The organism is Paenibacillus sp. FSL H7-0323 (genome assembly GCF_038002725.1).
Classification (GTDB): domain Bacteria; phylum Bacillota; class Bacilli; order Paenibacillales; family Paenibacillaceae; genus Paenibacillus_AQ; species Paenibacillus_AQ odorifer.
In genome coordinates, this window is sequence record NZ_JBBODB010000001.1 from 4,382,480 (window position 1) to 4,396,663 (window position 14,184).

A 14,184-nucleotide genomic window follows, 5' to 3' on the forward strand; every position below is an offset into this window, starting at 1 on the left:
TAAACTCTAATGTGAGACCGTCTCGCGCATGACTTCTTGAAGCGTTGTAATTCCTTGACTGACCTTGAGCAGTCCGTCATCCATCAGTTGAACAAGCCCACGCGCTTTACCTGCTGCACGCAGTTCTTCTACTGAGGCAGTGTTTGTAATGAGCTGCCGTAAGTGATCATCAATACTGAGTACTTCATGAATCGCTATTCGTCCACGATAGCCAGAATTGTTACAGCTACCACAGCCGCGTCCACGCTGTAATGCTTCCACAGGTAGTCCTAAGCTACGTAGCATAATTGCTTCCTGTTCAGATGGTTTGTAGGTTTCTTTGCAGTCAGTGCAGATTTTGCGCACCAGCCGCTGTGCTACCACACCAATCAGCGAAGAAGCGATCAAATAAGGTTCTACCCCCATATCCCGCAATCGGGAAACGGAGCTAATCGCATCGTTTGTATGTAAAGTAGACAACACTAGATGACCCGTTAATGAGGCGCGAACAGCAATTTCAGCAGTTTCCGCATCCCGTATTTCACCGACCATTACGATATTCGGATCTTGTCGAAGAATCGAACGCAGCCCAGCTGCAAAGGTTAGTCCAATAGCCGAGTTTACGTGTACTTGATTTACTCCTTCAAGCTGGTATTCCACTGGATCTTCGACTGTGATAATATTTGCGCTTTCTACATTAAGTTGATTTAACGCTGAATATAAAGTTGTTGTTTTTCCGCTGCCTGTAGGTCCCGTGATCAGCAAAATCCCATAAGGACGAGCTATCATCTCCTTAAAAGCTTCTGCATTCCCCTCACTGAATCCCAAAGCATCTACGGATTTGACCCCTGTGCTTAAATCTAGCAGCCGCAGCACAATCTTCTCTCCGTGCATCGTTGGTAATGAAGACACACGAATATCTACCATTTTGTAATCGAACTGCATTTTGATCCGCCCGTCCTGCGGCAAACGCCGTTCTGCGATATTCAGGCGGGCCATTATTTTCAGACGGGCGGTGATAAAGCCCTGCATTTGCTTAGGAATAATCCGCTCTGTCCGTAAGGTTCCGTCAATGCGGTAGCGGATGGTTAAATTATTTTCACCTGGATCCATATGTATATCAGACGCCCGCAGGGCAACTGCCTGCTGAATCATCTGGTTGACCAAACGTACGATTGGAGAGTCCTCATCTGTAATCTCGGTCTCCTCTATTTCTTCCTGTGTCGGAAGTTCTACCAGCATCTGATTCATAGAATCGCGCATGCCATAGTGACGCGCAATCGCCCGCTGCAGCTCATCTCTCGTAGAAATAGCGGGTTCGATCCGAAAACCAGTACTCATTCGTAAATCTTCTATCGCAAAATAATCCAGCGGGTCCGCCATCGCAACCATCAGCTTACCACCCTCTTTTAAGAAGGGAAGCACCTGATATCGCTTAGCCATACTTTCAGGGATAATCTGCGTGATTGCGGGATCTATCTGGTATTTAAATAAACTGACATGCGGGATGCCGAGTTGAAATTCAAGCACTTCAATCAGCTGCTGCTCCGTGATATAACCTTGAGAGATTAGCAGATCGCCGAGCTTACGTTTGCTCTTACGCTGTTCCGCGAGAGCCTCAAGCAACTGGTCCTGCGAAATAATATTATTTTCTACCAGCAAGTCGCCCAGTCTCTTTTTCGCGATAGCCAAGTCTATTCATCTCCGTATGCCGTTATTTATGCCGGCTGAAATAATGGATATTTTTTATAGAAATAGAAATCAAACTCCCAGCAAAATTCGCTCAAAAACGAAAGATATAATTACCATAAATACACCTTCCATAAATTTGTCAATTTTGAGTATTTTTCAATCTAACTAGGACTTTAGTTATAATTTAATAGGTATATTTCAATAGATTTATGTTGTCTATCAATGCTGAATGTCCTAGAATGTATATAACATAGATTGGATAATTTTACAACGACACGGAATGAAAAAGGCTGTCGGAATCTAGCATATACGAGACGGAATACGACCATATCTGCCAATAGTTAACAATCAGGGAGAGATGACAATGAAACTTGCCAGTAACAAAAAAGTTTTTATTTTTACAGTAACTACCCTGCTTCTCCTTCTGCTTGTTCTGCCAATCAAAAATCACTTTATGAATGTCGATGCCAGTTCTAATGAATACCAAATTCGTATGCTGGAGGTTACAGAGAGTGGGGTTAGTGAGCTTGCGTCTCTAAAAACGGGAATATCTAACCTTACCATCGACACGATGAGTATGAAGCGCTTTGTGGCGCTGCGGGATGATCTGGACGGGAGATATGATGCAGTATATATCGGGAAGGGGACTTACAATCCTGCACAGGTAAGTAATCAACAACCCGCCTCGGAGGAAAATAGAGCTAAGGCCCTTAATACCAAAAGTATGAAGAATGACATTACTCATCTGAAGGCTGATCAAATTACGAAGGAATTTATCAACAAGGGATTATATGTTTTTTTTCATAGCCAGCCCTTTAAAGACAAAGATGCAAAACCTCAAACTGAGCAAGGTATACTGTACAGCTCTTTTAACAGTTATCGTCTTTCCACCTCCAACCCAAATGTTAAGTTTGTAGATGACAGTGAACTGGCGGATATTTTTGCCGATTTAAAAAAACAAGACTCCAAATACATAAGCGACTTGAAGAAACGCCCTCGTCTACAAATTACGAATAGAATTCCCAACTATGACCCTAATGCAACTAACAGCAAAATCTATGTTCCTGGGGAGAAGCTTTCTTTTAATTTCAATGTCACCACACCCTCTACACAAAATAGTGCTCCACTCTCAGTCAAACTGTACGTTGGTCTTGATAAATCCATCAAAATGGGAGAAGAACAGGTCGTTGCTGAAACTGAGATTAGTACGTCCAGCGGAACTATTGAATACACTCTGCCAAAAACATACTCTGGGTTGCTCTACTGGAAGCTAGAAGTTAATGATTATCACAGTAGACAATTAAAAGACTTCGACAGCGGTGTAATTCGTTACCGTGGCGAGAAAACCATAGTAAATATTCTTCAGATTATGCCTGACACTCTAACGGAAAGCAGCCTCCTAGACACTAGTAATATGAATCCAAATTTTCTCGATACATCTGACTATAAGCTCGATATAAAAATCAAAACGATGACTGAATTTAAAAAATATGTTGATGACAGCTATGCTGCAACACATAGTTACGGATTAAATGGCACCTATGACATGCTCATCTTTGGATTTGTAGACGAATACTACAAAAAATCTAATTTAAACACTAATGCGATTAACGCTATTACACAATTTACTGGTACTTTCAAGCAAAGCGCCTTGTTCACTCACGATACCATCATTAATTTAGATGCAAATAAAAAGAACTGGATCAATAATTTCATGGGGATTACTGGTCAGGTGAATCCTGAGACCAACTTAGGCCATAATGCCATCAATCTTTCCACCAAGGTTAAGCCGGTGAATGACGGGCTTTTGATGCAATATCCTTTTTATCTAAGCAAGAGGGACGACAGCAACCAGCAAATCGATATTTCCACACCACAAATTGCACCAACACATAACCAGTACTTCACACTTAATCTGGAAGATCCTGAAGTAGTATCTTGGTATAACATTCAAAGTGAAGCATCAGGTACGAGGATAAAACCAAATGGAGAATATAATCAATACCAACGTGATACCGAGGATAGCTGGAATCAATATTACACATATTCCAAAGGAAATATTACCTATTCAGGTACAGGTCACTTTTTTGGAGTAAGTGATATTCCAGCCAATCTAAAGAAATTCCCTGTCTGGGAACAACAATTGTTCGTTAATACTATGTATCGTGCTTTTATTGGTGCCAATCATGCTCCAGAGATTACCGTGCATACGCCGGCTAATGATTCATCGATTCCGTCTTATCAAAAAACACTCCTTGTCGACTATACAGTAACTGATCTGGACTTTAACGATCGTGATCTAACAACTGAAGTCCGTTTCAAATCAGGGAACACATACTTTCCTATGAATGAAATAAGCAAGATGGACATCAAGTCCGGTCAAAATATATATAGAACAGTTGACAATCCGCTTCCTAACGGAGGTCTACTCGACATCGAAATTAAAGCTTGGGATCAAAATGGGGCGCTCTCAATTAAAACGCTCAGAGTAAATGTCCTGCCGTCGAACACCAATTTGAGTGTAACACGATCTCTCTCTCAGAATGTTGTGAATGGCAAAATAGAAAAGGGAGAACCGGTCACTCTTAGTTATTCCATCACCCCAAAATCTGTACCGTTTGATAAAGTCGGCACGGTCAACCAGACCTCTAACACACAATTAATATCGGATATTGTATTTACCGAGAATCTCCCACCTAACCTGGAGATTTCAGGAGAATTACCAGCCGGTACGATAGTCACTGGAAATGCAACCAGTGGGTTTAGATTGACACGCAATCTAAATAACATAACCTATTCATTGAAAACGGTGAACGGCGCCCAAATCTATAAACCAGACTCTGAACAGCCTATAACGTTCCAAATCACAGTTAAACCGACCGAGACCCAAACCTATATTTTAAATGATTCCAAACTTAGTTATGTCGATATTCATGCCACATTGCCACCTCTGGGAATCTTAGGTAAATACAACGCATTTATCCTTCATACCACTTCACTTCGTGGAGGCACTATCAAGGGACCACTGGCTTCCGGGGGAACAGTCAACTTCAACAACGCTGGTATTACAGTAAATGAACAATTTAAAGACCAAGTGCCATATGGTATTGTCACGGGCGGAGATGTTTCCCTTCCTGAAGGAACAGTTTACGGAAACCTAATGGTTAAAGGCACCGTTAAAGACCAACGTCCTGGTTCTATCCAAAATGGTACCATCAATTACGGAGAACTTCTCGATTTCAACAAGCAAGAGAGTTATCTCCTTGGACTCTCTGATGCTATTGCCAAGTTGCCTTCCAATGCCACGGCGACTCATGAATACGGAAAACTTACGGTCACAGGTAACTCAGATATCAATATTGTTAATATTTCTAGTTCAGCGTTAAATACGCTTAACAGTTCCGAGCTTAAGGTTCCGCAAGGATCAACGGTAATTGTTAATGTACAACAAGACAGTAACAGTGAACCATTCTTACATTTCCCACTGGGGAGCGACGGTAGCCGTGTGCTATACAACTTCCCTAACGCCAAGCCTTTGCTAATTTCCCAAGCCAACGTATACGGAACCATTCTGGCACCACGATCTACTATAAACTTTGATGGAGGACAGGTGTATGGAACAATCATTGGAGCTTCAATGAATATGAGTAGTGCCACTTTATACCATTTCCCTTTTACCGGTGGCCTACCAGCGGAAATCTATCCGCTACCTGTTCCAATCCCAACAGATCCTTCATCGACTAATTTAGCGCGGACTACGGTTTCGTTTGAGACTTTAACTTTTACAGCCGAATATAAAATTAAAACCCTGCAATTGGATGACAAAGCTATTTATGTAGGAGATAAGATTCGACTAATTCCAATAGTTACGCCTTCTGATTTAAGTAATTCTGCATTCCTCTGGACAACTAGTAATGCTTCAGTTGTACAAATAGACTCCAGCAGTGGCGATATTATCGGGTTGGCCAAAGGAACAGCACAAGTCACTGTTAAGGCTATTGATGGTAGCGAAGTTACTGGTACTGCATTCATAACTGTAGAAGAACGTAATTCTCGTTCTCTATCAATTAAAGGATATGAAACAGCGAGAATCTATGAATCCATTACGTTAAGTGCCTCGTACGTCCAAGACAGTAAAGAACCTGAGACCAACATAACCTATATCTGGTCCGTTAAAAACATTACCTCTGGGGCAAGCACTGCTGTAATTAATACCAATCCAGAGTATCCCGGTGATGATACCGAAAAGATTTTCAGTGCAACGCAGTCAGGAACTTACCTAGTAAGTCTTACTGTAAATTCAAGTAACCCGGTTCCAATTACCCAAGATAAAACCATAACAGTTACTAACCCACTAACCTCATTGTCGATTACAGGTCCAACAACGGTATTGATAGGAGGACAAATCGACCTAAGCGCAAGTAGAAATCCTACGGATGCTGATCCAGCAACGCTAAGATGGAGATTCGTGAAATCAACGGATAAAAATATTACGGATGACACTATTACGAATGATCATATTGCTACTCTTACGCCTTCTAGTGATGGATCGACCGCTAAATTGACGGCTGGTGATACCGCTAAAGAAGGACTGCTGATTGAGGTTTCATTCAAAGATATGACTTCAACACACGAGGTTAACATCGTTGATGCTTTGAAAGGGTTACGATTTAAAGAACAGTCCATTACTATTGAAGTGGGCCATACTTTCCCGTTAACCAATATTTTATGGGCATTCCCTACCTCCATCTCGATCGAGCAAATCAAAGGTAACTTGAGTTGGGTAAGCGACAATTCTGGAATCGCCAGTGTCGATAATGGAACCAATATTGATAGCAGAGGAATTGTTACAGGTGTCAAAAAGGGATCAACCACCATTACAGTTACTTATACCGGAAGCACAGGCACAACAGCAGAAGCAGATATTACAGTTAAGGTTGTAGCACCCCAGAATGACGATCGTTACTAATCTTTACATTTAAAAATAAGAAACTTCCAACGAAAAAAAGGGTATCCCTAAGCACTCGCTTAAGGATACCCTTTTTCAATTGGTCTCAATGACTCACAAGCTCCAGAGAGCCTACAGTTACATTCACCTGCTGCACACGCGGGAGGCTAGACTGCTGATGAGTAAAAACATCCTGATTATATTGAATCTGAAAACGGTGACCCAAATTATATCGATCCGCATCCTGATTTTCAAAATTAAAGCCGAGAGCCGGATCTAAGGGCTCAGTTACTCCTCCTAGTACTGCGTTTACTGTAAGATTCCCTTTGGCAAAGAAGCCACCATTTAACCAAAAGATTGACCCCACTCCGTACAAATCAGCGTCACTATCCGTGTAAAAAAAAGCTTTCATATAAAATGAATCCTGCTCAACTTTTTTCTTAGGTGGGTTAGTAAAAGTATCAATTCGGTTAATGAGCACATCTCCTTGAGATATGAGGACTAACTCCTTACTACTTAAACCTTGGATCACGGCGTCCTCTACTTTCGTTTCTCCTAAAACAAACATAGTAGAGTTGAATTTCACCTGTCCTTTAATAGTAACATTACCTGTAACTAGAATATTAGCTTGAATCTCCAAAAAATTTGTTATATCTGGACTATAGTTATTTACCTCCAGATCACCATTAACAATAACCCATTTGGGCTTATTAGAAGGATTACCTGTTTTGGCTTCATCACTAAACTTTAACTGTTTGTAATCAATTCCATCGATAAGCAAATTACCGTTATAAATCGTAGAATTATTCAAATCTTTATCCAACAAGGAGTTCTGATATATTCTCAATTGTTCTTCGTATTGGCTGCACTCTAGTTCATACTTATCCTTTTCTTCTTTTGTCGGATTATCTTCAAGTACTGGCTCAGTGTAGGGTGGATTCTCATCGGGTAGTCTATCCAATGCTGTTGCACTTAAGTAATTACCCAATCTTCCTTCCACAATAGCTTGCTCAAGTTCAGACCTTTTCCCGGTCAACCCTGTCGCTTCCTCCACTTTATCAAGAAACGATTCCAGCACATTAATCTGCACGAACTTTTTTTGTGGTTTGATAAACACCTGCTCTTTATTAACTCCCAGTATGTTAGGAAGAATAATTGAGGCATTGTTTTTATTTACTGCTGCGTTAATAATTCCATTTCCGGAATATTTAATACTTTCAAGTGATTGCACATGCACCTCAGGAAGAGGTTCCGTAGATGCTGGACTGGCAGAGTCTTTTAGTAATTCTACTTTAGGATATTGAGTCTTTTCTTTAAGATCTTTCACTTTCTTATACGTATAAACAGCCGTATCACTGACGTTTAGTTCTTCACCCGCATATATATTGCCATGGAGACCAGGTGCTCCGTTTAATGTTAATACTTTTTCCGATCCAAAAGCATATTTAAGAAAATCAGGATAGGTATCAATGACAATCTTTTGTCTCAGCTGTCTGATGACGCCATTAACTGTGGCTTGTGCTTCAATATCTACATAATATTTTTGCTTATCCTGCTTCTCATAAGTGATACTTTTGATCGTACCGCCAGCTCCAGATAATCCCGTACTTACGCCATTGTTAACGCCGACAACTTTGGTGGTCACCTCATTAACAATACTTTTAATCTCATCTTCCATATGATCAGGATCAATATCCGTACGCCCGTCCAACTTGGTCTGTATGTATGCCGCTGCTTCATCGAGCCCCTTTTGAGCCAGATGCAGGCTCTGCACGTCGTTTTCCCTTGTCTCCGTTCGTTGTGCGCCACCCATCGTTGCCCCGAGTACAGCTACTCCGAGTATAGTAAGTAGAAGAGCAACAAACATAACTAATACTAGAGCTGAGCCTCTTTCATTATTCTTCATCCCTCCTGCTCCTCCTAGAATCCGAATTTACTTTTCAACTCCAATGGGTAATCCCTTCCGTCGTAGCTCTGAACTAGCGATAAATCTATAGATATCAAGCCGCTACCACAAGGGATGCTATTCTGACACTCTAAAGTTATAGCAGAACCCTGTTCTAATTTAGATATCGTCTCAGTTCTTGCATCTACTGGTGGATCGACTACATCAGGATTTGCTATTGTAAGAGCACCATTAACAATACGAATCTGAGACTTAGTTCCATCCTGACGTTCTAACGTAATGTAGCTATCAATAATAGTCCCTGCATCATTTTTGAGAATAGTTGGAGTGACCTTCTCAGGAGCAAATGTATACAACTCCGTTATAATCGCCGACATTAACAAATCACCTTCGTCTCGTAATGAGTTTTCAATCGATATTTTATGATAGCTTCGTAAGCCCAGCATTGTTATCCCCGAAATAATTCCCGCTGCAACTGTAAACAACAATAGTGCCACAATTAGCTCCACTAAGGTAAAGCCGCCTTCTCTGCGAAGAAGATTAACGAATTTTCTCATCGGTAATATATCCCTCCACAACAGATTCACTTTCAGGTCCGCCAGAAGAATCCGCTCTGCTGACTTTGACCAACACAGGTAACAAATATACTGCCATATTTTGTTTCTCCGGATCACTAGATTCCAAGCTTTGGTTATGTAGATCACGCTGATATTTAATATCTATTTGATAGTTCACACCATTTATTGCAGGATTCAAAACCTGGTTCAAGATTTCTGTATCCTGAACAAGCCCCTTGTAATCCTCACATTTCAGAGAATCATCCGTATCCTTTTGGCATTTCGCCGCCTCTATCGCATCATGATTCTGCTTTATAAAAAATTCCTTCATCGCCTTAAAATCCTGCTTCTCCACATAAAACAGCGCGTTCCGCGCCAGATTGACCATAATCGTTTTGTTCTGGTTCGATTTAGAGTAACTCATGGCGTTAGTAAAGTAAGACGTAAGCACCAGAGAAACTATCGATAAAATTACAATAGCGGCCAGAACTTCGATTAACGTAAATCCTTTTTCCTGCTTTAGGCCCGGTTTCATCCTACTTTCCGCCTCTCGCCTATGAAAATACTTTTCGTATTTGCACGTTTTTCCTAAATTTTCTACTTCCATTATATTCTCTCATATCCAGCTACAGCAATCCTCAAAACCCTTATAATTCAGATATTTCTACAATATCTCTCACTTTAGGTCTATGCTATGATTTGGAAAGAGAGGAGATGAATGAAATGGCTTTAATAGAGTGCAAATTTTATTCTGAAGTACTAGGTTTGAATACCTCAATGACTGTAATTTTGCCGCAAAAAACAACTACACAAATCGGGATGAGTAATGTAACAAGAGGTGATCTTCACCCTACTTTGTATTTACTGCATGGCTTGTCTGACGATGATTCGATCTGGCTGCGCCGGACTTCCATAGAACGGTATGTAGCGGAGATGGGGATAGCTGTGGTAATGCCGAATGTGCACCGCAGTTTCTACACAGATATGGCGATGGGAGGCCGTTATTGGACCTTCATTAGTGAGGAGTTGCCGATGCTGGCGCGCTCATTTTTCCCGCTTTCCGATAAACGCGAGGAGAATTTTGTAGCCGGGTTGTCGATGGGTGGTTATGGAGCAATTAAGCTGGGACTGCGTAAACCCGAGTCTTTTGCAGCGGCAGCGAGTTTGTCTGGAGCACTTGATATGGCGCATAATTTCTTGAACGGGGAAGGTGCTACCACTAAAAGTAAAGAATACGAAATGATCTTCGGAAAAGAAGATACCGCCGGAACGCCGGAAGACCTTCTTTGGCTGCTTGAGGAAGTGAACCGCTCCACGGGACCAAAACCAGCTTTGTATCAATGCTGTGGCACAGAAGATTTCCTATATACCGATAACTTGAGATTCCGCGATGCCTGCCAGGCAACCTCACTTTCTTTAACCTATGAAGAAGGTCCGGGGACACATGAATGGGGATACTGGGATGCCAAAATCCGCGATGTGCTGGCATGGCTACCTTTAAAAAGTAACTAGCTGTACCTAATAGACAACAAAAAGATGCAGCCATAAGCTGCATCTTAATATCTGTTCTACTCAGATTACCCTCTTCGGAGGGTTCTTTTTAATTATAAGGACGCCGAAGGCAATTATGCTTGTTTGGTGATATTTTTAAATAATCCAGTCTGTTCTGTGATTCCTTTTTCAGCAGCAAATCTTTCAATACTCGATGCACCAAAGAATCCGTCTATGCCTTCTGTCCGTTCAATTACGTACGCCGCATCTTCCGGCTCTGCAATCGGTCCACCGTGACAAATCACCATAATATCTGGATTTACTGCTTTCCCTGCTTTAATAATCGCTTCGATTCTTTCTACACAATCATCCAATGTCAGAGCGGTCTTAGCTCCAATTGTACCTTTGGTAGTCAAGCCCATATGTGCCACCAAAATATCTGCGCCTGCTTCTGCCATGGCTTTTGCTTGCTCAGGATCAAATACATAAGGAGTGGTGAGCATATCCAATTCATGCGCAGCTCTAATCATATCTACTTCTAAACCATATCCCATGCCGGTCTCTTCTAGATTCTGTCTGAACACGCCATCGATCAAACCTACGGTTGGGAAGTTTTGCACGCCGCTAAAACCTTGTTCCTTAAGTTGTTTTAAATAAACTTCCATTACTCTAAAAGGGTCCGTTCCGCATACGCCTGCCAATACAGGGGTGTTTTTAACAACAGGCAATACTTCCGAGCCCATTTCGACTACAATTTGGTTGGCATCCCCATAAGATAATAACCCTGCCAGTGATCCCCGGCCTGCCATTCTGTATCTTCCTGAATTATAAACAATCAGCATATCCGCTCCGCCAGCTTCGCTGCTTTTTGCAGTAATTCCAGTGCCGGCTCCCACGCCTAAAAGAATCTTTCCATTTGCCACTTCTTCTCTAAACTTCGCCATGATTTCAGTTCTTGTATTTTTGTTCATGTGTAGCGCCTCCATTTAAATATTTATTTATCTTATAAAAGCCTTATTTGCTCATGAGATCTATTAGCTTCTGCGCTGCTGCTTCTGCAAACTCCATATCATTAATGGCACAATCCATTTCGATAACCTCGACAACATTTCTGTTTACACCATTTCTTAAGGTATCAAATAACATTTGATCTTCCTCTACCCCATAAAAAGCTTCCCCTGCAACATCAATGCCGGATATCCCTTTAAGCGGCAGCATTAACACCGTTTTCTCTTTGGCCATATTTAATTTCTCGACAAGCTTTTTGCCGATAGCTTCATTTTCTTCTACTGTTGTTCTCATCAGAGTAACTGTTGGATTGTGTTTATAAAACTTATGCCCAGCAAATTTCGCTGGTACCGTATCATAAGGACCAAAGTTGCACATATCAAGCGCGCCTACCGAGACAACCTGTGGAATATGATGTTTACCAGCAGCTTCTAACCGATGAGGTCCAGCATTCAGCACGCCGCCAATAATTTCGTCCGCCCATTCTGTTGTGGTCAGATCCAATACACCTTCAATAAAACCAGCCTCGATTAACGCTTCCATGGACTGGCCACCTACACCTGTTGCATGGAATACAAGCACTTCATAGCCTCTAGCTTCAAGATAGTTACGGGCTGCCGTCACACAGGGGGTTGTTACCCCAAACATTGTTGTAGCTATTAATGGTTTTTTCTCTATCACTTGTTTATTCTCAAATTTAAGCATACCGGCGATGGCGAAAGCTGCATTGGTAAAAATCTTTGTTGAAATAGAGTTTAGTCCAGCAACATCCACTACGGATGGCATCATGACAATATCACTAGTGCCTACATATGGAGCAGTATTCCCTGAAGCTACGGTCGAAACCATCACTTTAGGTACACCAATAGGTAATGCCCGCATACCCGGTGTTACAAGTGAAGTGCCTCCAGTGCCCCCAAAAGAGATAATTCCATCAAATTTGCCTTGCTTATATAATTCAGGTACTAATTTTTCCATACCTTTGGCTAATAATTCTGTTGCTAGTGCTCTATCTTTTTTGGCAACGAGCTCATCTATACTTACACCCGCGGCTGCTGCTACTTCTCTATTAGAGATATCCGGTGTAAAAGTGGGCTCAAACACACCTGTATGAATTGTAAATGTACCCAGCTCCAAGCTTTCCAGTAAATTTTTAATGTAGAGATATTCTTCACCTTTGGTGTCAAAAGTTCCGGCAATAGCAATCGTCTTCATTTCTTCAACCTCCTCTTCAAATATCTACAACAAGAAATATAAGGATAATGTATAATGTGAAACTTATACTTTCTTATATTAAAAAAAGCATGATCAACTTATGAGTTAATCATACTTCTTTGATTTATGGATGAAAACGCTTTTATGTCTTATGTTTTTGTGTTTATGTTAGATTTATATTGTTTTGGAGAGAACCCTTTATACTTCTTGAACATTTTGCTAAACTGCGCATAATCCTGGTATCCAACTAATGGCGCTAGCTCAGATAACTGGATAGGGTCTCTATGTAATATTTCCGCCGCCTTATCCATCCGAAATTGCACGAGATACGTTTGGAAGCTGCAGCCTACTTTTTTGGTGAACAAACTGCTCAAGTAACTTCGGGATACATGCGCCACCTTAGCTAAATCTGCAAACAAGATCTCATTCCTATAATTTTGAGCTACGTATTCTTTTACAAATTCAACATAATCATAGTGCTTTGTGATGCCGTCTAACATTTTGACCATAAAATCATCTTCATCCAGCGTCCCCGACACTTTAAAAGCTTTGGTTATATTCGTAATGGACTTCTCCGAGGGAATTCTTTCAAAAGCAGAGCCTCCGATATATCCCATCAAGTTTTGATTATTGCTGTACATATATTGCACATCAATTGGCGTTTTCACCGGACCACCGTAAACCAGCTTAATTAAATCTGGCTTTAGCTCATTGCATGTATTAAATATCTTGTCCGCTTTAACCTTGGCAGCTTCCAGAGAGAATACTTTCTTAGCGCCTAATAACCCGCCTTCTGTTAGACCTAGATGTGCACAAATAATATCCGCTCCAGCCTCAATCATCTGTGCTGCCTGGATTTCGTCAAATACAAAAGCAATGGTAAACAAACCCTTCTCATGGGCTATTCTTATGGCTTCTACTTCAAGTAGATAACCATTCCCCTCTTCTTCGAGCGCTTCTCCAAATTGACCATCTATTAAACCCACCGTGGGGTAATTATTAATGCCGGCAAAGCCTCTATTCTTTATTTCACTTATATAGGATTCCATATCTTTGGTCGGATCAGTTGCATTGAGGCCAAAAATAATAGGGATATCTCTGACCAACGGTATGATCTCTCTAGATGCAAAGTCCATCACCATATCATTGCTATTACAAAATGGTAAAATACCAGCGAGAGAGCTCCTCCCCATCTGGCGAAATTTACCCGAGTTTAACATCAGAATGAAATCAGCTCCACCCTGCTTCGCATACTTTGCCGTTATACCAGCACCGGTGGCTACTCCAATAATATGATTGCCTACTTTTAATTCCGATCTAAGCTCGTCTAGGATTTGCTCTCTGTTCATACCTACGAACCCTCCTATCCCTAACCTAAGGATAACCGT

General features: G+C 41.3%; 9 protein-coding genes. 2 read left to right on the forward strand and 7 right to left on the reverse strand.

Annotated elements, in window-relative coordinates; all coding sequences use genetic code 11:
- Positions 1-6 precede the first annotated feature (6 nt).
- A complete protein-coding gene (locus MHH89_RS19910) occupies positions 7-1,671 on the reverse strand; it encodes a GspE/PulE family protein (RefSeq protein WP_076123844.1) in 1,665 nt (554 codons plus the stop codon).
- A gap of 364 nt (positions 1,672-2,035) precedes the next feature.
- Here MHH89_RS19910 and MHH89_RS19915 point away from each other — a divergent pair, with 364 nt between their 5' ends.
- Complete coding sequence (locus MHH89_RS19915; protein ID WP_340033756.1) at positions 2,036-6,640, forward strand: DUF5057 domain-containing protein; 4,605 nt, start codon at positions 2,036-2,038, stop codon at positions 6,638-6,640.
- Between the two features lie 85 nt (positions 6,641-6,725).
- Here MHH89_RS19915 and MHH89_RS19920 read toward each other — a convergent pair whose 3' ends face one another.
- From MHH89_RS19920 to MHH89_RS19930, 3 genes are read right to left on the reverse strand one after another with little or no spacing between them, the layout of a single operon-like run.
- Positions 6,726-8,525, reverse strand: coding sequence for a hypothetical protein (locus MHH89_RS19920; RefSeq protein WP_340033757.1), 1,800 nt, complete (start codon positions 8,523-8,525; stop codon positions 6,726-6,728).
- 14 nt (positions 8,526-8,539) lie between these two features.
- Positions 8,540-9,082: a type II secretion system protein gene (locus tag MHH89_RS19925; RefSeq protein WP_340033758.1), complete on the reverse strand. Its 543-nt coding sequence runs from the start codon at positions 9,080-9,082 to the stop codon at positions 8,540-8,542.
- Positions 9,066-9,617, reverse strand: a complete 552-nt coding sequence (locus tag MHH89_RS19930; RefSeq protein WP_340033759.1) for a type IV pilus modification PilV family protein — start codon at positions 9,615-9,617, stop codon at positions 9,066-9,068. Before MHH89_RS19930 ends, MHH89_RS19925 begins: the two co-directional genes overlap by 17 nt.
- A 188-nt stretch (positions 9,618-9,805) precedes the next feature.
- On the opposite strand from MHH89_RS19930, the gene MHH89_RS19935 reads away from it, so the two are divergent.
- Complete coding sequence (locus MHH89_RS19935) at positions 9,806-10,594, forward strand: alpha/beta hydrolase (protein WP_076123851.1); 789 nt, start codon at positions 9,806-9,808, stop codon at positions 10,592-10,594.
- 113 nt (positions 10,595-10,707) lie between these two features.
- On the opposite strand, the gene MHH89_RS19940 is transcribed toward MHH89_RS19935, so the two are convergent.
- From MHH89_RS19940 to MHH89_RS19950, 3 genes are all read right to left on the reverse strand, one after another.
- Entirely contained in the window at positions 10,708-11,544 is an 837-nt protein-coding gene (locus tag MHH89_RS19940; RefSeq protein WP_038573568.1) for a phosphoenolpyruvate hydrolase family protein, read from the reverse strand.
- Between the two features lie 43 nt (positions 11,545-11,587).
- Entirely contained in the window at positions 11,588-12,796 is a 1,209-nt protein-coding gene (locus tag MHH89_RS19945) for a Tm-1-like ATP-binding domain-containing protein (RefSeq protein ID WP_076220518.1), read from the reverse strand.
- Between the two features lie 149 nt (positions 12,797-12,945).
- Positions 12,946-14,145 (reverse strand): phosphoenolpyruvate hydrolase family protein, encoded by a 1,200-nt coding sequence (locus MHH89_RS19950; protein ID WP_341087947.1) that lies wholly within the window; start codon positions 14,143-14,145, stop codon positions 12,946-12,948.
- Positions 14,146-14,184 lie beyond the last annotated feature (39 nt).

Coding starts and splice junctions, on each gene's coding strand:
- MHH89_RS19930 (WP_340033759.1), bottom strand. CDS start 9,617: ATGAAACCGGGCCTAAAGCAGGAAAAAGGATTTACGTTAATCGAAGTT.
- MHH89_RS19940 (WP_038573568.1), bottom strand. CDS start 11,544: ATGAACAAAAATACAAGAACTGAAATCATGGCGAAGTTTAGAGAAGAA.
- MHH89_RS19925 (WP_340033758.1), bottom strand. CDS start 9,082: ATGAGAAAATTCGTTAATCTTCTTCGCAGAGAAGGCGGCTTTACCTTA.
- MHH89_RS19915 (WP_340033756.1), top strand. CDS start 2,036: ATGAAACTTGCCAGTAACAAAAAAGTTTTTATTTTTACAGTAACTACC.
- MHH89_RS19945 (WP_076220518.1), bottom strand. CDS start 12,796: ATGAAGACGATTGCTATTGCCGGAACTTTTGACACCAAAGGTGAAGAA.
- MHH89_RS19950 (WP_341087947.1), bottom strand. CDS start 14,145: ATGAACAGAGAGCAAATCCTAGACGAGCTTAGATCGGAATTAAAAGTA.
- MHH89_RS19935 (WP_076123851.1), top strand. CDS start 9,806: ATGGCTTTAATAGAGTGCAAATTTTATTCTGAAGTACTAGGTTTGAAT.
- MHH89_RS19920 (WP_340033757.1), bottom strand. CDS start 8,525: ATGAAGAATAATGAAAGAGGCTCAGCTCTAGTATTAGTTATGTTTGTT.